The organism is Pseudoxanthobacter sp. M-2 (genome assembly GCF_046156265.1).
Taxonomy (GTDB): domain Bacteria; phylum Pseudomonadota; class Alphaproteobacteria; order Rhizobiales; family Segnochrobactraceae; genus CAMDHY01.
The window spans coordinates 26,330-50,962 of record NZ_JAWDIR010000009.1 but is presented as its reverse complement, the minus strand read 5'-3'; the positions used below and the strand labels follow the sequence as shown (position 1 = coordinate 50,962).

Sequence of the window (24,633 nt, the reverse complement as noted above, 5' to 3'; positions counted from 1 at the left end):
GAGCTTCTCCATATCCGTTCAGAAGGCGGGCTCCCTAGCGCCATACTGATCTTAGTTTTTAACAATTCTATTTCCAATATCGAATTCCTATAATGTAATTGTAAAATACTTCTAAGTATAATCTTTGCGATGACCTTTGACGTTGCGAGCGGTTCGCACTATCAGCGTGGACGGAACGAGCGCCACCATCCGGTTGGCGTCGTCACTGTAGCGAGGACCGCACCAATGGCGATCAAGATCAAGGCTGGCGCTGCACTCTCCGGCGGCTTGGACTACAACACCTTCATTGCAGACTACCTCCCCGACACGAGCCCCAGCTACGAATTCTATGGTGGCACCCCGGACAGCGTCTTTGGCCAGACCTACTACATGAATGGGTCGCAGATGGCCTACGAGTACGAGGGTTCGGCTGCGCGCGTCCTCATGCAGGGCGCCGATCTCGCCTACGACTGGATCCACTACGGCACGACCTATCCGCATGCGCTGTCGGGCGACGTCAACGAACTGGTCTTCGGCAACTGGGTGGATGGGCAGTCGGAAGGCGAGCAGGGCACCGGCGAAGCGGGCGCCATCACCGGCCTCGACGAGATGCTGGTGATCAAGGGCCTCGGCATCTCCGTCGAGGCGGGCCATGGCGCCACGGACAATGGCGTCATGGAGCTCTACGACCTGATCAACGCCGGCGATGTCGAGGGCCTCTATGCGCTCCTCGCCCAGCAGGCACAGGTCTTCGTCGGCACCGACAGTGACGACAGCTACACGGGCACGGCCTTCGACGACAAGATCGTCGCCACGCTCGGCGCCGATACCTATGACGGCGGCGAAGGCAGTGACATGATCACCTTCTCGAACTTCGAGACGGGCGTCGTGGTCGACCTCGGCAACGGCACCGGCCCGAACGGCACCGTGCTTTCGAACATCGAGAACGTCGTCGGCTCGTCCTTCAACGACATCATTCTCGGCAGTGCCGAAGCCAATTCCATCAAGGGCGGGCACGGCGACGACCGGATTTACGGCCTCGACGGCGACGACATGATCTCCGGCGGCAGCGGCAACGACATCATCCACGCCGGCTCGGGCAACGATCGCGTCATCGGCGGCGGCGGCAACGACGACATCACCGGCCGCCTCGGCGCCGACGTGATGAGCGGCGGTGGCGGAGCCGACACCTTCCGCTACTACAACCCCACTGACGGCGTCTTCGACTCGGGCCTCGCTCAGGCCGACCGCGACCTCATCACCGACTTCAAGTCCGGCAAGGACATCCTCGACTTCTCGGCGATGGATGCAGACCCGTCCAGCGAGGCCGACGACGCCTTCATCTTCCTCGGCACCGACAAGTTCACCGGCGAGGCCGGCGAGCTCCGCTACCAGCTCAACAACAAGGTGACGGTGGTGGCCGGCGACGTCGACGGCGACGGCAAGGCCGACTTCAAGATCGACCTCTCCGGCAAGATCGACCTGACCGAGCTCGACTTCGTGCTCTGACGCAACGCACCGACCGCCGGCGGCGTCAGTCGCCGGCGACCGGTCGGCCGTGACTGCGGCCGGCCTCCTCGCTCACTCGCATGCGGAGACCCTCGCCATGGCGATCACCTTCAAGGCGGGCAAGAACGCGCCCTCTTCCGGCATCGATTTCAACAAGTACATCGAATCGTTCCTGCCCGACACGTCTGGCCAGCCGACCTTCTATGGCGACAACAGCCAGTTCGATGGCGACCAGATCGTCAACGGTTACGCCACCAGCGACAATGCCGCGAAGAACAAGCTGGTCTCCCTGTGGGGCGAGGACTTCGCCTATGTGCTCGCCACCCACGAGCTCACCGGCACCATCGACAAGATCGACTTCGGCACCTACGGCAAGGGCAAGGTCGACAGCAACGGCAACTTCACCGGCTACAACACCGAACTGACGATCTCCGGATTCTCGATCGACGCGGACGACGATCCGAGTTCCGGCGACGTCATCTACGCCCTGATGGGCTGGGCCACCGGCGAGGCCGACGGCTCGCTTCTGCTCGAGGCGCTGAAGGGCGAGGCGCAGAAGATCGTCGGTTCGCAGGGCAACGATCGCTGGACCGGCACGAAGTTCGACGACCGGGCCGACGGCAAGAACGGCAACGACAACTTCTCCGGCGGCAAGGGCAACGACATCCTGAAGGGCGGCGGCGGCAACGATACCCTGAAGGGTGGCGCCGGCGACGACACCATCGAGGGCGGCGCCGGGCGCGACAAGCTCACCGGAGGCACCGGCAAGGACGACTTCGTCTTCAAGAACGCCTCCGACCTCGGCTCGAAGTCCGGCAAGACCGACGTCATCACCGACTTCTCGGTGAAGGACGACACCATCGACTTCTCCGGCATCGACGCCAACCTGACCAAGAAGGGCGATCAGTCCTTCAAGTTCGACGGCAAGGGCGACCTCTCCGGCAAGGCCGGCTCGCTGGTCTACCAGTACGTCGACGGCAATACCGTCGTGCTGGGCGACCTCGACGGCGACGGCAAGGCCGACATCGCCCTTGACCTCGACGGCAAACTGAAGCTCACCGCGGGTGACTTCGAGCTCTGAGGGTTCGCGGGCCGGGCCCGCCGCCCCTTCGACCCAGGAACGGGCGGCGCCGGGCGCCGCCCGTTCGCGTTTGCAGTACCGGCACGCGCCCCCATCGCCCCATCAGCCGGCAGGACTTCGCGCCGCCCGCTCCCGCGCGAGCACGTCCGTCGCCCGATGTCCGTCCTCGACGCCGTCGATGAGAATGACGTCGCACGCGGCGTTCCGCGTCCTCAGCCCCACGATCTCGCGATAGGCCGGCGAGGCGTACCACCCCTCCGCCGCCGCCCGGCTCGGGAAGCCGATGACGACGAGATCGCCCTCCCACGCCCCCTCCAGCACCGTCACCGGTCCGCCGTGGACGATGAACTCGCCGCCGAACGGCGCGAGCGTCGCGTCGATGTGTTCGAGGTAGGCGACGATGTCGGCGCCGAGCGTGACGTCGCGCAGGCGGCCGATCGCAAAGCTCTGCATGGGGGTGCTCCCTTTTCCGGTGCGGCCGGACCCTCCGGCCGTTGCTCCCCACCCTCGCCGTCCCGCCACCCCGGATCGATGACCTCCGAGGTCATGCGGCAACGCCACGCTGCGGCCGGCCCTCGGACGACGAGCGCCGAGTCGGTTTTCGGAATGCGCACCCGCGCGACTTCCGATACAGGATGTACCGTAACATCATCGTCCGGGCCCACAGCCGATGCAGACCGCCACCGTCCCCGCCCTCGAACCCGTCCTGCCCGCCCGCGAGTCGGTCCGCCGTCCCGGCCGGCCACGCTCGCGCGCCGCCGATCGGGCGATCCTCGACGCAGCCCTCTCGCTGGTGCGCGAGACCGGCTACCGCGCCGTCACCATCGAGGCCGTCGCTGCCCGCGCCGGCGTCGGCCGCCCGACCCTCTATCGTCGCTATGCCGACCGCACCGCGCTGTTCATCGCCGTTTACGACCGCTTCGCCGCCGACGAGCGCTTCGACCCGCCGACGGGCGATCCGGAGGCCGACATCGCGGCGCTGCTGACACGGCTGTTCGAGCTCTTCGAGCGCACCGGCCTCGTCGCCGTGCTCGCTGGCCTCGTCGTCGACGCGCAGGCCTCGCCGGAGGAGCGCACGCGCCTGCTCGCCCGCCTTGTCGAGCCGCGCCGGCGTATCGTCGGCGCGATCGTCGCCGCCGCCCGCCGCCGCGGCCGCGTGCGCCGCGACGTCTCGGCCGACGCCGTCGCCGACCACGTCGCTGCGATCGTCTGGTTCCGCATCCTCGCCGGCGGCGGCACGCTGGACGCCGCCTTCGCCGCCGAGACCGCCGCCCTCGTCGTGCGCGGGCTGGCACCGCGATGATCCCCGCGACGGAGACTGTATCCGCCCCCGCTGCGGACGCCTGCGTCGTCGCCGGCTGGACGCCCGGCGCCGTCGGCCGCATCGTCCTGCTGCACGCCCGCCACTACGCCGAAAGCCACCGTTTCGGCCTTGCCTTCGAGGCCCGCGTCGCCACCGAACTCTCGGCCTTCCTCACCGGCTTCGCCCAGGGCCGCGATCACTTCGCCACCGTCGTTCTCGACGGCGAGGTGCAAGGCGGCATCGCTGTCGATGGCGCGGGCGACCCGGCCCGCCTGCGCTGGTTCATCCTGTCGGATGCCGTGCGCGGCCGCGGCCTCGGTCACCGCCTCCTCGACGAGGCGATCGCGGCCGCCCGCACCGCCGGCCACACCCGCCTCGCCCTGTCGACGCTGGCGGGGCTCGACGCTGCCGACCACCTCTACTGCGAGGCCGGTTTTCGTCTCGCGGAGGAGCACGCCGGCGCCCACTGGGGTACGCCGGCGGTGGAGCGCACCCTCGTCCTCGACCTTCACGCCCCGCCGCGCTGACCGGCCGGGGGGCGTCGGCGGCGCGCTTTCCGTTTGGACGGCGGCGGTGAAGCGACTAGAACCGCTCCCGCATCCACACGACCGATCCCGCCAGGGTCGACCCCGCCGCACTGCCCCCCGGCGCGCGATAGAAGGGCACGATGATCGTTTCGTTCGAGCGCCGGTTCATCTTCCTTCGGACCATGAAGACCGGTTCCACCAGCGTCGAGCTCGCGCTCGCAGAACTCTGCGGCCCGGAGGACATCCTTACCAACGTCTCGAGGTTCGAGGAGCACCGCCAGGGCCGCGGCCAGCAGAACAATATCTTGCCGCTGGAAACCGTGCCGTTCTGGTCGCGCCTCGCCTGGGCCTTCGGCATGGACGCCAAGAAGGCCGGCATCCAGTTGCCCAACCACGCCTATGCGAAGACGGTGCGCCGCCTTTGCACGCCCGAGCAGTGGGCGAGCTTCACCAAGATCACCATCGAGCGCAATCCGTGGGACCGCGAGGTCTCGCACTACCTCTACCGCAAGCGCAACGGCAAGGAATCCGGCAGCTTCGCCGAGTTCGTCCGCCGTGGCTGGCGCCGCCGCACCATCCCGAACTTCGACATCTACGCGATCGGCGGCAAGATCGTCGCCGACGAGGTGATGCGCTTCGAGACCCTCTCGGCCGACTTCAACGCCGTCATGGCGCGTCTCGGCATCGAGGACCCACCGACGCTCGCCCACCTCAACGTCTCGCGGCCGGGCGAGAAGCCGGACTACCGGGCCTACTACGACGATGCCACCAGGGCCGCCGTGGCACGTCTCTATGCCCGCGAGATCGAGGCCTTCGGCTACACCTTCTGAGACTGCTTCCACAGAAACGCAGGGCCGTCAGTGCAGCCCCGCCCGGCGAAGCTGTCGCCAGGCTGCCACGACCGGCGACGACGTGCACGTTCGGCGGGCGCGGCGCCTTGCCATTCACCCGGTGAGACTGCTACTCGGCCGCGCGTCCGCGGCGGGGAAGCCGCGGCCGCATTGTCGCCATTGCTGCACTGCAGCATGGACCGCGTCCGTCGCTGGCCTCCCCCGGCGCCGGCACGAAAAGGATCGCCCCCGTGATCGCTCGCACCATTTCAGTCGAGCCGTTCGACCTCGTCGTCTTCGGAGCGACCGGCGACCTCGCCCGCCGCAAGCTCATCCCCGCGCTCTACCACCGCTATCTGGCGGGCCAGATGCCCGAGGAGGCCCGCATCATCGGCGCCTCCCGCCGCCCCGTCGGCGACGCGGCTTTTCGCGAGGAGGCACGCGCGGCACTTGCCGAGTACGTGCCGGCCCACGAACTGCACGACGACGTCGCCGCGAGCTTCATCGAGCGCCTGTCCTACGTTTCGGTCGATGCCACTTCCGACGCCGGCTGGCCGGCGCTCGCCGAGAAGCTCGCCCCCAACGCCGACCGCGTGCGCGTCTTCTATCTCGCCACCGCCCCCGAGCTGTTCGGCGAGATCTCCCGCCGCATCGCCGAGGCCGGGCTGATCACGCCGCTCGTCCGCGTCGTGCTGGAGAAGCCGATCGGCAAGAGCCTCGACACCGCGCGCGCCCTCAACGACGAGGTCGGCGCCTACTTCCCGGAAGAGGCGATCTATCGCATCGACCACTATCTCGGGAAGGAGACGGTGCAGAACCTGATGGCGCTGCGCTTCGCCAACGCCCTGTTCGAGCCGCTCTGGAACGCCGCCCACATCGATCACGTGCAGATCACCGTCGGTGAGACGATCGGGGTCGGCGGCCGCGCCGGCTACTACGACACCGCCGGCGCCCTGCGCGACATGGTGCAAAACCACATCCTGCAGCTCGTCTGCCTCACCGCCATGGAGCCGCCGGCCTCCCTCGACGCCGACGCGGTGCGCGACGAGAAGCTCAAGGTCCTGAAGGCCCTGAAGCCGATCGATCCGTCGTCCGTCGGCACCGTCACCGTGCGCGGCCAGTACCGCGCCGGCGCCAGCGACGGCGGCGCCGTGCCGGGCTATCACGACGAGCTCGGCCGCACCGACAGCACCACCGAGACCTTCGTCGCCATCAAGGCCGAGATCGGCAACTGGCGCTGGGCGGGCACACCGTTCTACCTGCGCACCGGCAAGCGCCTGCCGTCGCGGGTCTCGGAGATCGTCGTCGCCTTCCGGCCGATCCCCTATTCGCTGTTCGGCAACTCCGCCGGCCCGATCTCGGCCAACCACCTCGTCATCCGCCTGCAGCCCGACGAGGGCGTGAAGCTCTGGCTGATGATCAAGGACCCCGGCCCGGGCGGCATGCGGCTCAGCCACGTTCCCCTCGACATGAGCTTCGCCGAGGCCTTCAACGTCCGCCACCACGAGGCCTACGAGCGTCTGCTGATGGACGTCGTGCGCGGCAACCAGACGCTGTTCATGCGCCGTGACGAGGTCGAGGCGGCCTGGGGCTGGATCGACCCGATCCTCGAAGCGTGGAAAGCGTCGAGCGACGCACCGAAGCCATACACCTCCGGTACATGGGGGCCGTCCGCGTCGATCGCGCTGATCGAGCGCGACGGCCGCACCTGGCACGAGGACGAACGATGAGCGATCCGGTTCTGCGCTGGCACGAGGCGGCCGACCGCGAGGCACTGGCGGCGAGCTTCGCCGCCTTCGTCGCCGGCAAGCTGTCCGCCCGCATCGCCATCTCCGGCCGCGCCAGCCTCGCCGTCTCCGGCGGAAAAACGCCGTCGCGCTTCTTCGAGAAGCTGTCCCAGGCCGCGATCCCGTGGGGCCAGGTGCTCGTCACGCTGATCGACGAGCGCTGGGTCGACGAAACCTCCGATCGCTCGAACGGCGCGCTGGTGCGCAAGCACCTGCTGCAGGGTCCGGCGGCCGCCGCCACCTTCGTGCCGCTCTACACCGGCGATGCGACGCCCGAGGAGGGCTTTCCCGCTCTCGAACAGGCCCTCGATGCGTTGTCCTGGCCGCTCACCGTCGCCATCCTCGGCATGGGCGACGACGGCCACACCGCCTCCTACTTCCCGCACGGCGACGGCCTCGCTGCGGCGCTGTCGCCACCGCGCGACCGCCGCGTCGCCGAAGTCAGCGCCAAGGCCGCCGTCGAGCCGCGCATCACCCTGACGCTGCCGGTGGTGCGCGCCGCCGACACGCTGGCGCTGCACATCGAGGGCGCGGAGAAGCGCACGACGCTCGATGCGGCGCTGGCCGACGGCCCTGTCGAGGACATGCCGGTGCGGGCGGTGCTGCGCAGCGCCAGCCGCGGCATCGACGTCTTCTGGTGTCCGTGAGCGAAACGCTCCGGACACGACCGCCGCGCCGATATCGGCGCGAGCGCCCTGCGGCACGCCGCGTGCATTAGATGTCGGCGACCGTGCTCCGCACGTCGGCGACGCGCGCGCCCCGCACAGCTTAGGAGGCCCGTCATGACCGGCACCCCGAACTCCGGCCACCGGCCAGCCGGCTCGCTGCACGCCCGCCTCGGCGAGGTGACGCACCGCATCGTCCGCCGCAGCCGCGCTGGCCGCGAGCGCTACCTCGACCGCATCGCCGCCGCCGCCGAGCGCGCGCCCACCCGCAAGCGCCTCGGCTGCGCCAACGTCGCCCACGGCTTCGCCGCCTGCGGCCCCGGCGACAAGGCGGAGCTGCGCTCGGGCGACGCGCCGAACCTCGCCATCGTCACCGCCTACAACGACATGCTGTCGGCCCACCAGCCGTTCGAGCGCTTCCCGGACGTCATCCGCGCCGCCGCCCGCGAGGCCGGCGGCACCGCCCAGGTCGCCGGCGGCGTGCCGGCGATGTGCGACGGCGTCACCCAGGGCGAGGCGGGCATGGAGCTGTCGCTGTTCTCGCGCGAGGTGATCGCGCTGTCGACGGCGATCGCGCTCTCCCACCAGATGTTCGACGCCGCCGTCTATCTCGGCGTCTGCGACAAGATCGTGCCCGGCCTCGTCATCGGCGCCCTCTCCTTCGGCCACCTGCCGGCGGTGTTCGTGCCGGCCGGTCCGATGACCTCGGGCCTGCCGAACGACGAGAAGTCGCGCATCCGCCAGCTCTATGCCGAGGGCAAGGTCGGCCGCGACGCGCTGCTCGAGGCGGAGGCGCAGTCCTATCACGGGCCGGGCACCTGCACCTTCTACGGCACCGCCAACTCCAATCAGATGCTGATGGAGATCATGGGCCTGCACCTGCCGGGTGCGTCCTTCGTCAACCCCAACACCCCGCTGCGCGACGCGCTGACGAAGGTGGCGGTGAAGCGCGCGCTCGCCCTCACCGCCCTCGGCAACGCCTACACGCCGGTCGGTCGCGTGCTCGACGAGAAGGCCTTCGTCAACGGCATCGTCGGCCTGCACGCCACGGGCGGCTCGACGAACCTGACGATCCACCTCATCGCCATGGCGGCGGCCGCCGGCATCCGCCTCACCTGGGACGACTTCGCCGACCTCGCCGAGGTGACGCCGCTGATCGCCCGCATCTACCCGAACGGCAAGGCGGACGTGAACCACTTCCACGCCGCCGGCGGCATGGGCTTCCTGATCCGAGAGCTCCTCGGCGCCGGCCTGCTGCACGCCGACGTCACGACGATCTGGGGCACCGGCCTCGACGGCTACACCGTCGAGGCGCGGCTCGATGCCGGTGGCGAGGCCGACTGGACAGACGCCCCGGCCGTCTCCGCCGACCCGGCCGTGCTGCGGCCAGCGGCAGAGCCGTTCCAGGCGACCGGCGGCCTGCGCGTCCTCGACGGCACCCTCGGCCGCGCCGTCATCAAGACGTCGGCCGTCGCCGACGAGCGCCACGTCGTGCAGGCACCGGCGCGGGTCTTCCACAGCCAGGAAGAGCTGCAGGCGGCCTTCAAGGCCGGCACGCTCGGCGGTGACATGGTGGCGGTGGTGCGCTTCCAGGGTCCGCGGGCGAACGGCATGCCGGAACTGCACAAGCTGATGCCGCCGCTCGGCGTGCTGCAGGACCGCGGCTTCAAGGTGGCGCTCGTCACCGACGGGCGGCTGTCGGGCGCCTCCGGCAAGGTGCCGGCGGCGATCCACGTCACCCCGGAGGCGGTCGACGGCGGCCCGATCGCCAAGATCCGCGACGGCGACATCGTCCGCGTCGACGCCGTGCGCGGCAAGCTCGAGGTGATCATCGACGAGGACGAGTGGGCCGCCCGCCCGCTCGCCACCGCCGATCTCTCCGCCATGCACGAGGGCGTCGGCCGCGAGCTCTTCGCCCCCTTCCGCGCCGCCGTCGGCCTCGCCGATGCCGGCGCCAGCATCTTCGCCGTGCACGAGACGGAGGACGCATGATGAGCCCTGAGGTCCAGCCCGGCCTTGCCCCCATCCTGGCGCTCGCGCCGGTCGTGCCGGTGGTGATCGTCGAGAACGCCGCCGACGCGGTGCCGCTCGCCCGCGCCCTCGTCGCCGGCGGCCTGAAGGCGATCGAGATCACGCTGCGCACCCCCGCCGCGATGGAGGCGATCCGCCGCGTCGCCGGCGAGGTCGAGGGGGCGGTGGCCGGCGCCGGCACGGTGCTTGACGCCGCGCAGTTCGAGGCGGTGATGAAGGCCGGCGCGAAGTTCGCCGTCTCGCCGGGCGCCACCGACCGCCTGCTCGATGCCGCCACGGGCTCGCCGATGCCGCTGCTGCCGGGCATCGCCACGGCGTCCGAGGCGATGGCGCTGATCGAGCGTGGCTACCGCTACGCCAAGTTCTTCCCGGCTGAGCCCGCCGGCGGCGCGACCTATCTCGCGGCGCTCGCCTCGCCGCTGCCGCAGCTCACCTTCTGCCCGACCGGCGGCATCACGCCAGAAAGCGCGCCGCGCTACCTGAAGCTCGCCAACGTCGTCTGCGTCGGCGGCTCGTGGATGATCCGTCGCGAGCACGTCGCCGCCGGCGACTATGCGGCGATCACCGCCGCATCCGCCGTGGCCGCGAAACTGGGCGCCGCCTGACCGTCACTGCGCCGTAATCCACCGGCGACGCGACGACATCTCTGCGTTACCGGCGCTTGATGCTGGTTTGCCCGCCGGTCGGACCACCGCGCGTGTGCAGCGCCGATGGCGCGGCTCCGTCCCGCCAGTGGTCGGGGGCGCCGTTGATCGGCTGCGCCAACCGCGCCGCTCAGGGCCGCGACTAAGCCTCAGAAACGGGAAAGGGCAGGTGGCCGAAACCACCTGCCCTCCCAACCCCCGTTCAGCCTGATCGCGCGGCATACCCCCTGCCGATGCGTTCTTGCCGTTCTGCCCCCGCCAAAAATGCATGTCGACGGAGCGAGACAGTCAGAAAATGCCGCATCGCCGCGTGGAAGGCAATCTGCAAGACAAGTGCGGCGTCTGGTCGGACCAGAAACGTTGTAAAAATGCAACGAACTTGCGCGTCCGGCGCTGTCAGAGGGCGAGCGCCGCTCCGAGCAGCAGCACGCCAAGCGTCAGGATGCCGAACGACGCCGCGCCTTCGAGCACGGCGATCGCCGTTCCGCCGCCGCGTCCCCCGAAGCCGGACAGCCGCATGGCCACGCCCTTGGCGCCGAGCGCCAGCAGGCCGAGCGCCGATGTCGTCAGCGCCGTGCCGATCGCCATGGCGAACACCGCCAGGACGCCGGCCAGGAACATGCCCTGCGACAGCGCGAAGACGAGCGCCACCAGCGCACCCGTGCAGGGTCGCGCCCCCGCCGACACCACAGCCGCGAGCGTCGTGGCGCGGCTCGCCGTCGACGAGACCTGCTCGGGCAACACGACGTGGCCGCAACTCGGGCCATGCACATGGTTCGGGTCCGGCTCGTCGCAGACGAAACGCGAGGCCGCGGACGGCATCGCGCGCGGCGTCGGCCCGCTCACCGCCGCTGCCGACAGCGACATCTGCGGGCGGCGCAGACGGGCGGTGACGGCCGCCGCCACCGGCCACAGCACTTTCCGCGCTACCAGCACCACACCCAGGACCAGCACCAGCACCGCCGAGCCGATCTCCGCGACACGGGCGGTCGCGGTGATGGCGAAGCTCGTCAGGTTGAGGAGGGCGGCGGCGATGCCGACGATGCCGATCGCGACCACCGCCTGCAGCATCGCCGCCAGGAAAGACAGCGTCATCGCACGCCGGGCGGAGGCCTCGTTGGCGACGAGGTAGGCGGCGATCACCGCCTTGCCATGTCCCGGACCGGCAGCGTGGAAGACGCCGTAGCCGAAGCCGAGCGCGATCAGCGTCAGCACCGCGAGGTTATCGTCCTTCAGCCGCTTCACCGCGTCGGTGAGGCGCTCGTAGAAGGCGCGCTGCCACTCGGCGATGACGGCGAACACGCCGGTCGGCGGCACGCTGCCCGATTCCGTGATGCCGACGCCGAACGGCCCGGACGCACCGAGCCGCGGTAGCACCGGCCCGGCCGAACCCGGCGCCGGCGCCGGAGTGGCGGCGGCCGGGCACGTCACCACCGCGGTGTTGGCAAGCGCCGAGGTAACCGAGCGCAGGTTGGCCGGGATGTCGCGCACATCGGGCGGGATCACCGCCAGCATGGCGGCGGTCTGCGGATCCATCTCCTCCGGCGTCTTCACCTCGACCTTGCAGCCCTTCGGCACGTCGCCGGTGAGCGAGAACGGGTTCTGCGGCACGAGGTCGATCGCGACGTAGTACTGCGGGTCATAGACGTCGACGGTGAACATCCGGCCCGCCAGGGCCACCGGCTCGACGAGGGGCGTGTCGAAGAACAGCACCAGCCGGCCGTCCTCGTAGCGCAGCCAGTAATTCGTCGGGTCGCCGAGCGCGACCGGCTTGCCGTCAAGTTCGGCGAAGGTGAAGTAGGCGTATTCCTTGAGGGATTCGACGTTGACCTGGGCGAGCGGGGCGAGCTCGTCGCGCGAGAACTCGCCATTCCGATCGGCATCGAGGCCCTGCGTCGCAAACGCCGAGAACCCTTCGTCGAAGAGCCAGGCGTGGCCGATCGAGGCGACGCGGCCCTCGGCGTCGAAGGAGATTTCCTCGCGCGCCACGACGAAGACGTGCGGGTGCGCCTGCGCAATGCCGGCTGCCGCCGCCGACAGCGCCAGCACGAGCAGCAGCAGCGCCCCGCAGCGCCGCGACATCACCGATGCGAATCGAGAAAGGTCCCGCACGTCGCTCCCTGGCCCCCGAACCGCCGCGACCCTGCCGGCCGCCGATGGCGGAAGCGTGGCGCACCTCTTGATCGCCAAGCCGCGCCGCGGCGTCAACTGGCCGGGCGCGTCGACCGCCGCCCGCGCTCTCAGCAGGTCCGCCCGGCGCGCTGGGCCTTCTCGAACCAGGCGACGAGGAAATCGACGAAGGCGCGCACCTTGCCCGACAGGTGCCGGCGGTGCGGGTAGACGACATGGATCGCCGAGGCGCCCACCTCGAACTCCTCCAGCACGGCCACCAGCCGCCCAGCGGCGATGTCCTCGCGCACCGTCATGTAGGGCACTTTGGCGAACCCCAGCCCGGCCAGCGCCGCGGCGCGCACGGCGCGCGGGCTGTTCACCTCGACGCGGCCGCGCACCGTCACCGAGCGCCGCTCGCCGTCCACCTTGAAGGTCCAGTTGGCGCGCACCTTGGCGTTGGTGTCGACGATGCATGGCATCTCGGCGAGCTCGGCCGGCGTCATCGGCCGCCCGGTAGCGGCGAGCACGTCGGGGCGCACGCAGACGAGGATGCGGAAGGGCGCCAGCGTGCGGGCGATCAGGCTCGAATCGGTGAGCTCGCTGACGCGCACCGCCACGTCGAAGCCTTCCTCGACGAGGTCGACGAAGCGATCCTCGAGGCGCACGTCGACGGTGATCAGCGGCTCCTTCTGCAGGAACTCCATGATCGCCTGGCCGATCTCGCCGTCGCCGAGGGTCCGCGGCGCGGCGATGCGCAGAAGGCCGCGCGGCTCGCGGTGGGTGTCGTGCACGGTCGACTTCAGGTCGTCGATCCGCTGCAAAATGTCGACCGCCTCGCGCAGGTAGACCTGCCCCGCCTCGGTCATCGACAGCTGGCGCGTGGTCCGATTGAGGAGGCGCGCCCCGAGCTCGTCCTCGAGCTCGCGCACATATTTCGACAACAGCGCCTTCGATTTGCCCTGGCGGCGGGCGGCGGCGGAGAAGCCACCGGCCTCTGCGACGCGAACGAAGGCCTGCATGCGGGTCAGCGTGTCCATTCGTTCATCCTGATTGAACAAACAGTCACTGATAAGTCGAATTGTCTACTTTGACGCTTGAGCGCATCTGCTGCGGCGCGGTTCCCCTCCCCCGTCACCGCACAGGCTCTCCCCTCTTCCCGCCGGCCCCCGCCCGGCCCTTTCGGATACCCGCCATGATCGACACGCGCACCGCCCCCTACGGCGCCCTCCTCATCCGCCTCGCGCTCGGCGCGATGTTCCTCGCCCACGGCCTCCTGAAGGTCTTCGTGTTCGGCTTCGCCGGCACCGCCGGCTTCTTCGAGAGCCTCGGCCTGCCCTCGGCGCTCGCCTACCTGACGATCCTCGCCGAGGTCGGCGGCGGCATCCTGCTCATCCTCGGCATCTACGCCCGCGTCGTCGCGGTGCTGCTGATCCCGGTGCTCGCCGGCGCCTGGTACTTCGCCCACGCCGACAAGGGCTGGCTGTTCTCCAATGCCGGCGGCGGCTGGGAATACATCGCCTTCCTGATCGCCGCCTGCGCCGCCGTGGCGCTGACCGGCCCGGGCGCGATGGCCCTCGTCAACGAGCGTCGCTGAGACAGCCACGCCGCGGCGGCCTGGATCGTCGCTGCGGCCGGGCCGTGGGTGCCGTCAGTTGTAGCCGGTGAGGCGGGTGACGACGCGGTCGTCGTCCGCCTCCTCGGCACCGGCCACGCCCTTCTGCGCAACACCCGTCGCGGGTTTCTCGGCCAGCAACGGGCGCGCATCCGGGTCACCGCCGAAGAGCCGCACCAAGGCGCGCTCGACCGGCGGCATCACCACCAGGATGACGAGCGTCACGACGACGCTCGCGATGACGAGGTGCCAGGCGGCAAAGCCGCAGGCGACGCCGAGGCCCGCCGCCACCCAGGTCGTCGCCGCCGTGGTCAGCCCGTGCACCTCGCCACCGCCGCGCAGGATCGCGCCGGCGCCGAGAAAGCCGATCCCGGTCATCACGCCGACGATGACGCCCTGGACGAGGCGCGCCCTGGTTTCTTCCTCAGTGGCGAGATCGACGAACTCGAAAGCCGCCACCGCGATCAGCGCCGCTCCGAGCGAGACGAGCCCGAGGGTGCGCATCCCCATCGCCTTGCCGCGGACGTCGCGGTTGAGCCCGACCAGCATCCCGACCAGCGCCGCCACGCCGAGGCGCAGCAGGTCATCGAGGATGGCGGCGGTGAGATCCGGCATGGGCGTGCCCTTTCCGGCTGTGGGTCAGCGGCGGGTGTCCGCAAAACCCTTTGCCGGCAGAGGAGTTCCCGCTCAGCCCTTCGCCTTCGCCATCAGCGCGATCAGCCCGGTCAGCAGCGCCGTCGGCGTCGGCGGGCAGCCGGGGATGACGAGGTCGACGGGCAGCACCACGCCGACGCCGCCGCGGCAGGCGTAGCTTCCCGCGAAGACCCCGCCGTCGGCGGCGCAGGCGCCGGCCGCCACCACCCACTTCGGCCCCGGCGTGGCGTCAAAGGTGCGCTTCAGCGCCTCGGCCATATTCTTCGTCACCGGCCCGGTGACGAGCAGGACGTCGGCGTGGCGTGGCGAGGCGACGAAGCGCAGCCCGAAGCGCTCGAGATCGTAGAAGGCGTTGCCGAGGGCATGGATCTCGAGCTCGCAGCCGTTGCACGAGCCGGCGTCGACCTGGCGGATCGACAGGCTGCGCCCGAGCACGGCGCGGGCGCCAGTGTCGAGCGTCGCCGCCAGCGCGGCGATCTCGCCCGCTTCCGGCCCCGCCTCCGTCAGCGGCGGCTTCGTCAGCCCGTCGAAGAGCAGGCGGCGCATGGCGCCCTCACAGGTCGTGCCCCGCATAGGAGCAGTTGAAGGATTTGTTGAGGAGCGGGAAGTCGGCGACGATGTTGCCCTCGATCGCCGCCTCCAGCACCGGCCACTGGAACCACGAGGCGTCGCGCAGATGGCAGCGCGCCACCGTGCCATCGCCTGCGAGCCGAACCCAAGCGAGCACGTCGCCGCGGAAGGCCTCGGCCACGGCGATCCCCTCCCCGGCCACCGTGATATCCACCGGCGCCAGCACTGGTCCGCCCGGCAGACCAGTGAGGATCTCGTCGATCATCGACAGGCTCGCCTCGATCTCGGCGAGCCGCACCCGCACCCGCGCGTCGACATCGCAGGCCGTCAGCACCGGCACGCTGAAGGCGAGGCGGTCATAGGGCGGGTAGGCGAGGTCGCGGCGGGCGTCGAAATCGCGTCCCGAGCCACGCCCCACTGGCCCGCCACAGGCGAAGCGGGCGACCAGCGCCGCCGTCGCCCGGCCGGTGCCGACGGTCCGGTCCTGCAGCGACGGCGTGCCGTCATAGAGGCGGACCAGCGCCGGCAGCGCCGTCCGCACGGTGCCGACCACCGCCCGGATCGCGTCCGAGCCGTCCTTGCGGAGATCGATCACGACACCGCCCGGCACGATCACGTCCATCATCAGACGGTGCCCGAAGGCGGCGGCGCTCGCCCGCAGCACCCGCTCGCGGAGCGCGGCGGTGTGGGCGTGCATCAGCGCGAAGGCGGCGTCGTTGCAGATCGCGCCGACATCGCCGAGGTGGTTCGCAAGCCGCTCCAGTTCGGCCATCAGCGCCCGGAGCCACACCGCCCGCGGGGGCGGCTCGGCGCCCGCCGCCGCCTCGACGGCGCGCGCGAAGGCGATGCCGTAGGCGACCGTGCTGTCGCCCGACGCGCGCCCCGCCAGCATCGCAGCATGGGCGATCGGCGCGCCCGTCATCAGCCCTTCGAGGCCGCGGTGGACGTAGCCGAGGCGTTCCTCCAGCCGCACCACCGTCTCGCCGTTGGCGGTGAAGCGGAAGTGGCCGGGCTCGATGATGCCGGCATGCACCGGCCCGACCGGGATCTGGTGCAGCCCCTCGCCCTCGGCCTTCAGGAAGGCGTAGGGCTCGCCCGTGTCCGAGGACGGCTGCGGCGTGCCGAGCGGCGTCCGCACGCCCCAGCGGCCGTGGTCGAGCCAGGGGCGACCGTCCGGCAGCCCGATCGGCTCGAGACCGACCAGCTCACGGATCGCCCGTTCCGGCCGGATCGCCGGCGGATGCAGCGCGCCGACGGACGGGTAGCGCCCCTCGGGACAGGAGAGCCGGACCAGCGCCGGCCGCCGTGTCGCCGCGTCGAACAGCGCGAGCCGCACGGCGCCGGGCTCGCCCCAGAGCGCGAGCAGGTCCGCCTCGCCGGCGGCGAGCCGCTCGGCGATCGCCACCCACGCTGCCGCGCCGACCTCGACCGCCTGCCACGGCCGCAGGTCGCCGATCGGCCGGCCGAGGGCGAGGAGGTCGGCCAGCACCGACGAAGCCGCGGGTGTTTCGGGGGCGCTCATCCGAGCATCCCCGCGATGGTCTGGAACCAGGCGACGAGCGGCGGCGGCAACCAGACGCCCGCCATCAGCACCAGCGCGAGGTGGACGTACATCGGCACCGTCGAGGCCGCCACCGGCGCGGTTCCGGAGCTCGGCTCGCCGAAGGCGATGCCTGAAAGCCGCAGCATCAGCGCGCCAAAGCCGATCAGAAGCGAGGCCACCAGCGCCACGGCGAGGAGCGGCATCCGCGCGAACGTCGAGGAGACGAGCAGGAACTCGCTCATGAACACCCCGAACGGCGGCATCCCCGCGATCGCCACGACGCCGGCGACGAGGCCCCAGCCGAGCGCCGGGTGCGTCACCGTCAGCCCGCGAATCTGCGACAGCCGCTGCGTGCCCTTCACCTGGGCGATGTTGCCGACGGCGAAGAAGATCGCCGATTTCGTCAGGCTGTGCATCGTCATGTGCAGCAGGCCGGCGAAGTTCGCAAGCGGCCCGCCGATGCCGAAGGCAAACGCGATCAGCCCCATGTGCTCGATCGACGAGTAGGCAAACAGCCGCTTGATGTCGCGCCGGCGGTAGAGCATCAGGCCCGCAAGCAGCACCGAACCGAGCCCCATCGTCATCATCAGGGGCCCCGGCGCCAGGGCGTCGGGGTTCGCCGCGAGCAGCAGCTTGAAGCGCAGCACCGCATAGAGCGCGACGTTGAGGAGGAGCCCTGACAGCACCGCCGAGATCGGCGTCGGGCCCTCGGCATGGGCGTCCGGCAACCAGGAATGCAGCGGCGCAAGGCCGACCTTGGTGCCGTAGCCGAGCAGCAGGAAGACGAAGGCGAGGTTGAGGAGGGCCGGGTCGAAGGCGGCCGCGTGCTGGATCAGCACCGACCACACCATGCCGTCGGCGCCCTCCCCCACCACCGGCTGCGCCGCCATGTAGACGAGGATGGTGCCGAACAAGGCGAGCGCGATGCCGACGCTGCCGAGGATGAAGTACTTCCACGCCGCCTCGATCGCCTCGGGCGTGCGGTAGAGGCCGACCATCAGCACCGTCGTCAGCGTCGCGAGCTCGATCGCCACCCACATCAGCCCGATGTTGTTGGCGACCAGCGCGAGGTTCATGGCGAACAGCAGCACCTGATACATCGCGTGGTAGAAGCGCAGGTGCACTGGCGTCAGCCGCCCGGTCTCGAGCTCGTGGGCGATGTAGCTGCGGCTGAAGACGCTGGTCGTGAAGGCGACGAAGGTGTTCAGCACGATGAAGACGATGTTGAGCGCGTCGACGAGCACGTAGGGCCCGGTCGCCGGCGCCGCCACGAAGAGCGACAGCGCCGCCAGGAACGTCACGCCGCAGGAGATCACGTTGACGAGCGCCGCGACGCGGTAGGCGGGCACCAGCGCCAGCAGCACCGCGGTGGCCGCCGGCAGCGCCAGCACCACGGTCACGCCATCGAGGCCGATCCCGCTCATGGCTGGTCGCCCCGGGAGCGGTCGAGGGCCTCGACGTCGACGGTGTCGAAGCGCTCGCGGATGCGGAAGATGACGATGCCGATGACGATGAAGGCGATCAACACCGAGAAGGCGACCGATATCTCGACGACGAGCGGCATCCCCTTGGCGCCGGCGGCGGCGAGGATCAGGCCGTTCTCCAGCGACATGAAGCCGATCACCTGGCTCACCGCGTTGCGCCGCGTCACCATCATCAGGAGGCCCAGCAGCACCACCGACAGCGCGAAGGCGAGGTCCTCGCGGGCGAGCGGGTCGGCGGTCGCCGTCACCGGCAGCATCACTACCATCGACAGTGCGACCAAGCCGATGCCGGCGAGCATCGTCGGGCCGACGCCGACCACCGTCTCGATCTCGCGGTGGATGCCGAGGCGCGTCACCATGCGCGACAACGCCACGGGAATGATGATCGCCTTGAAGATGAGCGCGATCGCTGCCGTGACGTAGAGGTGCGGCGCGTCCTGCACGAAGCCCTGCCAGGCGACCGAGGCCGTCAGCACCAGCGCCTGCACGGCGAAGACGTGGATCATCGCCGTCAGCCGGTCCTGGTAGAGCAGCATCAGGCTGACCAGCACCAGACCGCCGGCGAAGAGGTGGGCGATGTCGAAGCCGAGCCCGGTCATCAGAGGCTCCTCGACACGAACAGGAGCAGCGTCGCGAGCAGCCCGAGCATCAGCGCCGCCCCGAGGAAATCCGGCACGCGGAACACCCGCATCTTGGCGACCGAGGTCTCGAACAGGCCGAGCAGAACCGCGGCCACAGTGAGCTTGCCTGCCCAGGCGGCGAGCGCGACGCCGTGCGCGGCGATGCCATCGCCCGGCCCGGCGAGCCCCCACGGCACGAACACGCAGGCGATGAGTGACAGATAGAGGGTGAGCTTCAGCGACGCGGCGAGCTCGATCATCGCGAGGTGGCGGCCGGAGTATTCGAGCACCATTGCCTCGTGCACCATCGTCAGCTCGAGGTGCGTCGCCGGGTTGTCGACCGGTACGCGGCCGTTCTCGGCCACCGCCACCATGACGAGCGCGATCAGCGCGAGGCCGAGGGAGACGCGCAGGCCGACCTCGCCCGTCGCCATCTCGGCCGCGACGGTGGAGAGCTGGGTGGAGCCGGCGACGAGCGCCAGCGTGAACACGGTCATGATGAAGGCCGGCTCGGCGATCGTCGCGATCATCACCTCGCGGCTCGAGCCGATGCCGCCGAAGCTGGTGCCGACATCCATGCCGGCAAGCGCCAGGAAGAAGCGGGCACTGCCGAGCAGCGCGACGATGGCGATGAGGTCGGCCGACCACGAGAAGGTCAGCCCGGTGGCGAACGTCGGCACCAGCGCCGCCGCCACCCACGTCGCTGCGAAGACGAGATAGGGCACGGCGCGGAACAGCCACGAGGCGTTGTCGGCGAGCACCGCCTCCTTGCGCAAAAGACGCGCGAGGTCGCGGTAGACCTGCAGCAGCGGCGGCCCGCGCCGGCGCATCAGCCGCGCCTTCACCTTGCGCACGAGGCCGGTGACGAGCGGGGCCGCGGCGAGCACCAGCGCCATCTGTCCGCCCTGCACCGCGAGGTCGGCGAGGCTCGCCATCATGGCCACACCGCCAGGACGATGAGGAGCGCCACCAGCGACAGGAAGACGAGCGAGAGATATTGCCGGATCGTCAGCGACTGCAGGCGGTTGGCGAAGTCCGCCGCGCGGCCGACGAGGGAAGCCAGGCCGAGATAGCCGCGCTCCCAGATCGGGTCGGAAAGGTCGAGCCGGAAGCGCGCCGGCGACAGGTCGCCCGGCGGTGGCATCTCGACGCTCTCGCGCACCGTGAAAATCGCGCCGGCGAAGACGCGGCGGATCGGCTGGGCGAAGCTGGAGGCCGTGTATTGCGTCGCCGGGTCGGCGTTCGGGAAGCCGCAATCCCACGCCGGAGCGCGGCGCACCGTGCCGCCGGCTAGGCGGTGGACGACGAAGGCGGTGCCGAGCGCCGAGACGGCGATGAAGACGAGCACGAGCAGGCCGTTGTAGGAGCTGCGGCTCTCGGCGATCGGCACGATCGACAGCCACGCGAGCCCGCCCTGGGGCGGCATCGCCGCGCCGACCAGACGCGCCGCCGCGGGCGCGAGCGCGTCGATGACGAGCCCCGGCAGAATGCCCGCCAGCACGCACAATCCGGCAAGGCCGAGCATGGCGGCGAGCGAGAAGCGGTCAACCTCGTGCGCCGTCGCGGCTTCCTCGGAGCGCGGCCGGCCGAGGAATGCGATGCCGTAGAAGCGCACGAAGCAGGCGGCGGCGAGCGCCACCGACAGCGCCAGCAGCGCGCCCACCGCCGGTACCGCGAGCTTCAGCCCCCATTGCGGCAGCTCCGGCGACAGCAGGATCGCCTGGAACAGCAGCCATTCGGACGCGAAGCCGTTCAAGGGCGGCAGTGCGGAAATCGCCACGCAGGCGACGAGCACGGCGAGCGCCGTCAGCGGCATGCGGTGGATCAGCCCGCCGAGGCGGTCGAGCTCGCGCGTGCCGGTGGCGGTCAACACCGCGCCGGCGCCGAAGAACAGCGCGCTCTTGAACAGGGCATGGTTGACGGCGTGGAAGAGCGCCGCCGTCAGCGCCAGCGCCGCGGCGGGGCCAAGCCCGTTCGCGGCAAAGGCGAGAGACAGCCCGAGGCCGGCGAAGATGAGGCCGATATTCTCGATGGTGGAGCAGGCGAGCAGGCGCTTGATGTCGGTCTGCATCAGCGCCGTGAGCACGCCGACCGCGGCGGTGATGCCGCCGACCGCCAGCACCGGCACGCCCCACCACCACGCCGGCGGCCCGGCGAGGTCGAAGACAAGGCGCAGGAAGCCGTAGACGGCGATTTTCGTCATCACCCCGCTCATCAGCGCCGAGACGTGGCTCGGCGCCGCCGGGTGGGCGAGCGGCAGCCAGACGTGCAGCGGCACCAGCCCCGCCTTCGAGCCGGCGCCGATCAGCGCCAGCGCCAGCACGACGCCGGCGGTGACCGCATCCGGCGGCACCGCCCGCATCGCCGCGAAGGCGAAGCCGCCCGCGGGACCCGCGAGCAATGCGAAGGCAAAGAGCAGCGCGAACGTGCCGGCCGCCGCCATGACGATGTAGACGGTCGCCGCCCGCCGGTTCTCCGGCAGACGGTGGTGGGCAAGCACCAGCGCCCACGAGGCGAGCGACATGAACTCCCAGGAGACGAGGAAGGTGAAGGCGTCGGCGGCGAGCGGCACCAGCATCATGCCGGCGAGGAAGGCCGGGTAGAACGGCAGCACCCGCCACGGCTCGTGCTCGTGGCGGCCGTAGCCGAGGCCGTAGAGGCTCGCCGCCGCGCCGCCGAGGCCGACCACCGCGAGGAACACCGCCGACAGCGCGTCAAGGGCAAAGCGCGCGCCGATCCACGGCAAGCCGAGCGGCAGCACGAGGTCTATCGGGACCTGGCCACCGGTGCGGGCAGACGAGATGAGCGCGACGAGCGCGATCCCGAACGCGGCGACGCAGACGACCAGCGCGCCGCCGTAGACCAGCCGGCGGGCGGCGTCGGCACCGAGGCCGCGGTTCGCCACCACCGTCAGGGCGGCGATCAGAAGGAGGGCCGCGGGGCAGAGGAGCGCCGCGACGGTCGCCGACATCGCCTCAGCTCCCCCGGCGCGGGTCCGGCCCCGCGGAATTCGAGGTGGCGCCGCGCGGCTCCTTCAGCCGCACGCCGCGGCCGCCGCCGGCGCTCGCGGCGCCGTCGCCGATGAGCTCGACACCCGCCTCGTCGAGGGCGCAGACGAGCTTCATCAGCGAATCGACGTTGCCGCGAATGACGTCCTCGCTCGCCTCCATTCGCTGGATCGTCGGCACCGACAGCCCGCAGCGCTCCGCCAGCGCCCGCTGGTCGAGCCCGAGGATGGCGCGCGCGGCGCGCAGCTGGGCGGATGTGATCATGGATCAGAGATCATGGTTCGAGGCGGTAGCACCGACGCGGTCAGCGCGCGGTGTCTGCCTCTCATCCGTAGCGGATGATTAGTCCGACTTCAAGCATGGATGGTGATGTGTGAGACATCAATATTTGCTGCCTAGACCGCAGTCTCGGAGGCCACCGAAGATGCACGGCAAGCGGAAGCGGCGGCCACGCTCCTTGAACAGCGAAAAATGAGACAGTGCAGGACGCCTGTCGCGAGGGCCGCTTGTGGCGGACTATCGCAAGGCATGCCCACCCTCCCCCTGTGGGAGGGTCGGGTCGCGAAGCGGCCCGGGGAGGGCGCCGACGGCGCGAGCCGTCGGCGTGCGGCGGCAACGATTGACTGCGGCGTCGCACGCCGCGCTCGCGCGCGGCGCCCCCTCCGGCCGGCTTCGCCGGCCACCTCCCCCACGAGGGGGGAGGAAGCGCGCGGCGGGCGTCGTGGTCCCGAAGTTCCTGTCCCGAACCGCCGCCCTACGGCGTGTCGACGTCGATGACGTAGGAGTAGCCGTCGAATTGGCTCGACCGCCAGACGCGGTTCTCCGTGGCGGACTTCTCCGGCGCGATGGCCTCGTCGTCGCCCTCGACGCCGATCCGGAAGGCGTCGGTCGCCCCGTTGACCTTCTTCGCCAGCACAAACGGCCACTGCGCCGACGCACCCGTCTCCCCGGTGAGCTTCAGCGAAATGCGGTCGACGTCGCCGCCCTTGGCGTCGAAGACGCGGAAGGTGACGGTGGTGCCGGCCGGCAGGTCGTTGCGCGCCACGGCACGGCCCGCCTCGTCCCACGTCGGCGCATCGGCCGCCGCGGAAGTGGCGGACTTCGGCGACTGGATGCGGACGTCGGAGCAGGAGTAGAAGGCTTCCGGGCTGTCCGAGCGCTGCCAGACAGCGAAGATCAGCCGCCGGCCGGTCTTACCCTCCGGCATCTTCACCGTCATGTTGTAGTACTGGCCGTAGCTCTGCTTCGGATCGGACTTCGCCTCGATGTTCTTGACGGTGGCGAACAGCTCGAGGTCGCGCCAGCGCAGCTCGTCGGTCGGCTTCCAGCCGTCGCGGGTCACGTAGAAGCGGAAATACTTGACGGCGTGTGGCGTCGTCGCGTGGAAGCGGAAGGTGTACTTGCCGTTCGCGTCGGGGCTGACCCGGGTGGTCGGCCAGTCGGCGCGGCGCTGGTCGAGACCCTTGTACTTGTCGCGACCGGCCGAGCAGAGCTGGCCGTCCTTGGCCACCTTCTTGTGCTGGCCGTTGGCGTCGAAGCGGTTGACCTCGGTCCAGTCGTAGAGCGGCTGCGTGCCGCTCATCGCCACCAGATCGACGCACGGGGGAGCGCCAGCCGGCACACCGTCGTAACTGCCCTTCAGCTTCTCCGGATCCTCCTTGTAGCAAAGGTAGATGCGGCTCAGCGGCTCTTCCATGGCGCCGTGCGCGTGAGCAGCGGCGGGCGCCAGCGCGAGGCCGGCGATGAGGCTCGCCGCGACGGCGAGGCGTGACGTGCGGTGGGTTTTCTGGCTGGATTGCAAGCGATCATCCCCTTCTCGAAAATGCACCGTTCCCCGTCCCCACGAGGATTGAACGGGGTCAAATGTGGTCGAAAGCCGGCAAGGGCCGGCTGCCCCCATCACGGCTTGTTGAGCCTGGAAGCTTTCCAGGAGCTTGCCTCAGTCGTCCCGGCCGCTTTCCGATGCGATCGCCGCGCGAAAACCTGCGGCGAGAAACGGAATCACGTACTTCAAGGCAACTTCAGGCTCCGAGGTATCGAAGGAATCACCGGCGATCGTCTGAATTTTACCCGTATCGGCTTGCACGAATAGCATCACGCCATAGAAACAATTCAGCTTCCAGAAGAACTCGTCCTCCGGCAATCCGGCGAGAGCCTGTCGCAGCGCGCCCGGCACCGTCATGAAATCCAGAGTGTAGATCTCGACGAGCAGACGCCGCACCTCCGGCGCCGGGTCCATGGAGGCGCGGCCGAGCAGGCGACGGAAGGCCTGATTCTCGCGGTTTGCCCGGAAGGCGGGCTCGAGCAGGGCGTGCAGCACGTCCTCGAGCGGCGGGTCCTTCGAGACCGCGGCGAGCGCGTCGAGGCGGCGCTGGCGCTCCTCGCGCAGCGGCGTGGCGCGGCGCAGCAGCACCTCCTTGAAGAGGTTCTCCTTGGTGCCGAAGTGGTAGGGGATGGCGCCGAGGTTGACCCCGGCGCGCTCGACGATCTGGCGCACCGAGACGCCGTTGAAGCCGAAATCGGCGAACAGCGTCTCGGCGGCGTCGAGCAGCCGCTCACGCGAGCTCGGTGGCGCGGGGGCCTTTTCCACCGTCTGCGTCACCGGCCTCGCTCCCCGTGCTTCGAATCCCTCTTTCGACCGCAGCCTAGGCGACAGCGCGCCGCCCGGCCATCC

Annotated in this window: 23 protein-coding genes; 10 read left to right on the top strand and 13 right to left on the bottom strand. The window is 70.3% G+C overall.

The features are described 5' to 3' along the window. Positions 1 to 225 precede the first annotated feature (225 nt). Positions 226 to 1,488, top strand: a complete 1,263-nt coding sequence (locus RUR49_RS04890) for a calcium-binding protein (RefSeq protein WP_409145211.1) — start codon at positions 226 to 228, stop codon at positions 1,486 to 1,488. Between the two features lie 97 nt (positions 1,489 to 1,585). Beyond that, positions 1,586 to 2,569, top strand: coding sequence for a calcium-binding protein (locus tag RUR49_RS04885; protein ID WP_409145210.1), 984 nt, complete (start codon positions 1,586 to 1,588; stop codon positions 2,567 to 2,569). 102 nt (positions 2,570 to 2,671) lie between these two features. Here the strand turns inward: RUR49_RS04885 and RUR49_RS04880 are convergent, their stop codons facing one another. Continuing rightward, positions 2,672 to 3,022 (bottom strand): DUF1330 domain-containing protein, encoded by a 351-nt coding sequence (locus tag RUR49_RS04880; RefSeq protein WP_409145209.1) that lies wholly within the window; start codon positions 3,020 to 3,022, stop codon positions 2,672 to 2,674. A gap of 217 nt (positions 3,023 to 3,239) precedes the next feature. On the opposite strand from RUR49_RS04880, the gene RUR49_RS04875 reads away from it, so the two are divergent. The 7 genes from RUR49_RS04875 (at position 3,240) to eda (ending at position 10,317) form a co-directional block, all read left to right on the top strand. Continuing rightward, a complete protein-coding gene (locus tag RUR49_RS04875; protein ID WP_409145208.1) occupies positions 3,240 to 3,872 on the top strand; it encodes a TetR/AcrR family transcriptional regulator in 633 nt (210 codons plus the stop codon). Then, positions 3,869 to 4,399: a GNAT family N-acetyltransferase gene (locus tag RUR49_RS04870; protein WP_409145207.1), complete on the top strand. Its 531-nt coding sequence runs from the start codon at positions 3,869 to 3,871 to the stop codon at positions 4,397 to 4,399. The genes RUR49_RS04875 and RUR49_RS04870 overlap by 4 nt, the downstream gene beginning before the upstream one ends. A gap of 140 nt (positions 4,400 to 4,539) precedes the next feature. Next, the gene (locus RUR49_RS04865; protein ID WP_409145206.1) at positions 4,540 to 5,229 is read left to right on the top strand and encodes a sulfotransferase family 2 domain-containing protein; all 690 of its coding nucleotides are present in this window, start codon (positions 4,540 to 4,542) and stop codon (positions 5,227 to 5,229) included. Positions 5,230 to 5,480: 251 nt separating this feature from the next. After that, the gene (gene zwf, locus RUR49_RS04860) at positions 5,481 to 6,959 is read left to right on the top strand and encodes a glucose-6-phosphate dehydrogenase (protein ID WP_409145205.1); all 1,479 of its coding nucleotides are present in this window, start codon (positions 5,481 to 5,483) and stop codon (positions 6,957 to 6,959) included. Then, the gene (gene pgl, locus RUR49_RS04855; protein WP_409145203.1) at positions 6,956 to 7,663 is read left to right on the top strand and encodes a 6-phosphogluconolactonase; all 708 of its coding nucleotides are present in this window, start codon (positions 6,956 to 6,958) and stop codon (positions 7,661 to 7,663) included. Before zwf ends, pgl begins: the two co-directional genes overlap by 4 nt. A 135-nt stretch (positions 7,664 to 7,798) precedes the next feature. Then, positions 7,799 to 9,673, top strand: a complete 1,875-nt coding sequence (edd, locus tag RUR49_RS04850; protein ID WP_409145201.1) for a phosphogluconate dehydratase — start codon at positions 7,799 to 7,801, stop codon at positions 9,671 to 9,673. Then, on the top strand, positions 9,673 to 10,317 hold the full coding sequence (eda, locus tag RUR49_RS04845) for a bifunctional 4-hydroxy-2-oxoglutarate aldolase/2-dehydro-3-deoxy-phosphogluconate aldolase (protein ID WP_409145199.1): 645 nt from the start codon (positions 9,673 to 9,675) through the stop codon (positions 10,315 to 10,317). Before edd ends, eda begins: the two co-directional genes overlap by 1 nt. Positions 10,318 to 10,752: 435 nt before the next feature. On the opposite strand, the gene RUR49_RS04840 is transcribed toward eda, so the two are convergent. Together RUR49_RS04840 and RUR49_RS04835 are read right to left on the bottom strand one after the other, a co-directional pair. Beyond that, positions 10,753 to 12,438 (bottom strand): DUF1007 family protein, encoded by a 1,686-nt coding sequence (locus tag RUR49_RS04840; RefSeq protein WP_409145198.1) that lies wholly within the window; start codon positions 12,436 to 12,438, stop codon positions 10,753 to 10,755. 158 nt (positions 12,439 to 12,596) lie between these two features. Beyond that, positions 12,597 to 13,505, bottom strand: a complete 909-nt coding sequence (locus RUR49_RS04835) for a LysR substrate-binding domain-containing protein (protein ID WP_409145196.1) — start codon at positions 13,503 to 13,505, stop codon at positions 12,597 to 12,599. A gap of 155 nt (positions 13,506 to 13,660) precedes the next feature. Here RUR49_RS04835 and RUR49_RS04830 point away from each other — a divergent pair, with 155 nt between their 5' ends. Continuing rightward, positions 13,661 to 14,062 (top strand): DoxX family protein, encoded by a 402-nt coding sequence (locus RUR49_RS04830; RefSeq protein ID WP_409145194.1) that lies wholly within the window; start codon positions 13,661 to 13,663, stop codon positions 14,060 to 14,062. Between the two features lie 54 nt (positions 14,063 to 14,116). On the opposite strand, the gene RUR49_RS04825 is transcribed toward RUR49_RS04830, so the two are convergent. The 10 genes from RUR49_RS04825 to RUR49_RS04780 form a co-directional block, all read right to left on the bottom strand. Then, entirely contained in the window at positions 14,117 to 14,695 is a 579-nt protein-coding gene (locus tag RUR49_RS04825; RefSeq protein ID WP_409145192.1) for an MgtC/SapB family protein, read from the bottom strand. Between the two features lie 72 nt (positions 14,696 to 14,767). Then, entirely contained in the window at positions 14,768 to 15,280 is a 513-nt protein-coding gene (locus tag RUR49_RS04820) for an NADH-quinone oxidoreductase subunit B family protein (protein ID WP_409145191.1), read from the bottom strand. A gap of 7 nt (positions 15,281 to 15,287) precedes the next feature. Beyond that, the gene (locus tag RUR49_RS04815) at positions 15,288 to 16,826 is read right to left on the bottom strand and encodes a hydrogenase expression protein HypE (protein WP_409145189.1); all 1,539 of its coding nucleotides are present in this window, start codon (positions 16,824 to 16,826) and stop codon (positions 15,288 to 15,290) included. Next, entirely contained in the window at positions 16,823 to 18,271 is a 1,449-nt protein-coding gene (locus RUR49_RS04810) for a hydrogenase 4 subunit F (RefSeq protein WP_409145188.1), read from the bottom strand. The genes RUR49_RS04815 and RUR49_RS04810 overlap by 4 nt, the downstream gene beginning before the upstream one ends. Next, positions 18,268 to 18,930, bottom strand: coding sequence for a hydrogenase-4 component E (locus RUR49_RS04805; protein WP_409145186.1), 663 nt, complete (start codon positions 18,928 to 18,930; stop codon positions 18,268 to 18,270). The genes RUR49_RS04810 and RUR49_RS04805 overlap by 4 nt, the downstream gene beginning before the upstream one ends. Further along, complete coding sequence (locus RUR49_RS04800) at positions 18,930 to 19,886, bottom strand: respiratory chain complex I subunit 1 family protein (protein WP_409145212.1); 957 nt, start codon at positions 19,884 to 19,886, stop codon at positions 18,930 to 18,932. Before RUR49_RS04800 ends, RUR49_RS04805 begins: the two co-directional genes overlap by 1 nt. Then, positions 19,886 to 21,922: a hydrogenase 4 subunit B gene (gene hyfB / locus RUR49_RS04795; RefSeq protein WP_409145184.1), complete on the bottom strand. Its 2,037-nt coding sequence runs from the start codon at positions 21,920 to 21,922 to the stop codon at positions 19,886 to 19,888. The genes RUR49_RS04800 and hyfB overlap by 1 nt, the downstream gene beginning before the upstream one ends. A 4-nt stretch (positions 21,923 to 21,926) precedes the next feature. Continuing rightward, positions 21,927 to 22,223, bottom strand: coding sequence for a helix-turn-helix domain-containing protein (locus RUR49_RS04790; RefSeq protein ID WP_409145182.1), 297 nt, complete (start codon positions 22,221 to 22,223; stop codon positions 21,927 to 21,929). 490 nt (positions 22,224 to 22,713) lie between these two features. Beyond that, positions 22,714 to 23,760: a lytic polysaccharide monooxygenase gene (locus tag RUR49_RS04785; RefSeq protein WP_409145181.1), complete on the bottom strand. Its 1,047-nt coding sequence runs from the start codon at positions 23,758 to 23,760 to the stop codon at positions 22,714 to 22,716. 138 nt (positions 23,761 to 23,898) lie between these two features. Then, entirely contained in the window at positions 23,899 to 24,561 is a 663-nt protein-coding gene (locus RUR49_RS04780) for a TetR/AcrR family transcriptional regulator (RefSeq protein ID WP_409145179.1), read from the bottom strand. Positions 24,562 to 24,633 lie beyond the last annotated feature (72 nt).

Excerpts from the sequence above, each read along its gene's own strand:
- RUR49_RS04890 (WP_409145211.1), top strand. The coding sequence starts at position 226 with ATGGCGATCAAGATCAAGGCTGGCGCTGCACTCTCCGGCGGCTTGGAC.
- RUR49_RS04885 (WP_409145210.1), top strand. The coding sequence starts at position 1,586 with ATGGCGATCACCTTCAAGGCGGGCAAGAACGCGCCCTCTTCCGGCATC.
- RUR49_RS04880 (WP_409145209.1), bottom strand. The coding sequence starts at position 3,022 with ATGCAGAGCTTTGCGATCGGCCGCCTGCGCGACGTCACGCTCGGCGCC.
- RUR49_RS04875 (WP_409145208.1), top strand. The coding sequence starts at position 3,240 with ATGCAGACCGCCACCGTCCCCGCCCTCGAACCCGTCCTGCCCGCCCGC.
- RUR49_RS04870 (WP_409145207.1), top strand. The coding sequence starts at position 3,869 with ATGATCCCCGCGACGGAGACTGTATCCGCCCCCGCTGCGGACGCCTGC.
- RUR49_RS04865 (WP_409145206.1), top strand. The coding sequence starts at position 4,540 with ATGATCGTTTCGTTCGAGCGCCGGTTCATCTTCCTTCGGACCATGAAG.
- pgl (WP_409145203.1), top strand. The coding sequence starts at position 6,956 with ATGAGCGATCCGGTTCTGCGCTGGCACGAGGCGGCCGACCGCGAGGCA.
- edd (WP_409145201.1), top strand. The coding sequence starts at position 7,799 with ATGACCGGCACCCCGAACTCCGGCCACCGGCCAGCCGGCTCGCTGCAC.
- eda (WP_409145199.1), top strand. The coding sequence starts at position 9,673 with ATGAGCCCTGAGGTCCAGCCCGGCCTTGCCCCCATCCTGGCGCTCGCG.
- RUR49_RS04840 (WP_409145198.1), bottom strand. The coding sequence starts at position 12,438 with ATGTCGCGGCGCTGCGGGGCGCTGCTGCTGCTCGTGCTGGCGCTGTCG.
- RUR49_RS04835 (WP_409145196.1), bottom strand. The coding sequence starts at position 13,505 with ATGGACACGCTGACCCGCATGCAGGCCTTCGTTCGCGTCGCAGAGGCC.
- RUR49_RS04830 (WP_409145194.1), top strand. The coding sequence starts at position 13,661 with ATGATCGACACGCGCACCGCCCCCTACGGCGCCCTCCTCATCCGCCTC.
- RUR49_RS04825 (WP_409145192.1), bottom strand. The coding sequence starts at position 14,695 with ATGCCGGATCTCACCGCCGCCATCCTCGATGACCTGCTGCGCCTCGGC.
- RUR49_RS04820 (WP_409145191.1), bottom strand. The coding sequence starts at position 15,280 with ATGCGCCGCCTGCTCTTCGACGGGCTGACGAAGCCGCCGCTGACGGAG.
- RUR49_RS04815 (WP_409145189.1), bottom strand. The coding sequence starts at position 16,826 with ATGAGCGCCCCCGAAACACCCGCGGCTTCGTCGGTGCTGGCCGACCTC.
- RUR49_RS04810 (WP_409145188.1), bottom strand. The coding sequence starts at position 18,271 with ATGAGCGGGATCGGCCTCGATGGCGTGACCGTGGTGCTGGCGCTGCCG.
- RUR49_RS04805 (WP_409145186.1), bottom strand. The coding sequence starts at position 18,930 with ATGACCGGGCTCGGCTTCGACATCGCCCACCTCTTCGCCGGCGGTCTG.
- RUR49_RS04800 (WP_409145212.1), bottom strand. The coding sequence starts at position 19,886 with ATGGCGAGCCTCGCCGACCTCGCGGTGCAGGGCGGACAGATGGCGCTG.
- hyfB (WP_409145184.1), bottom strand. The coding sequence starts at position 21,922 with ATGTCGGCGACCGTCGCGGCGCTCCTCTGCCCCGCGGCCCTCCTTCTG.
- RUR49_RS04790 (WP_409145182.1), bottom strand. The coding sequence starts at position 22,223 with ATGATCACATCCGCCCAGCTGCGCGCCGCGCGCGCCATCCTCGGGCTC.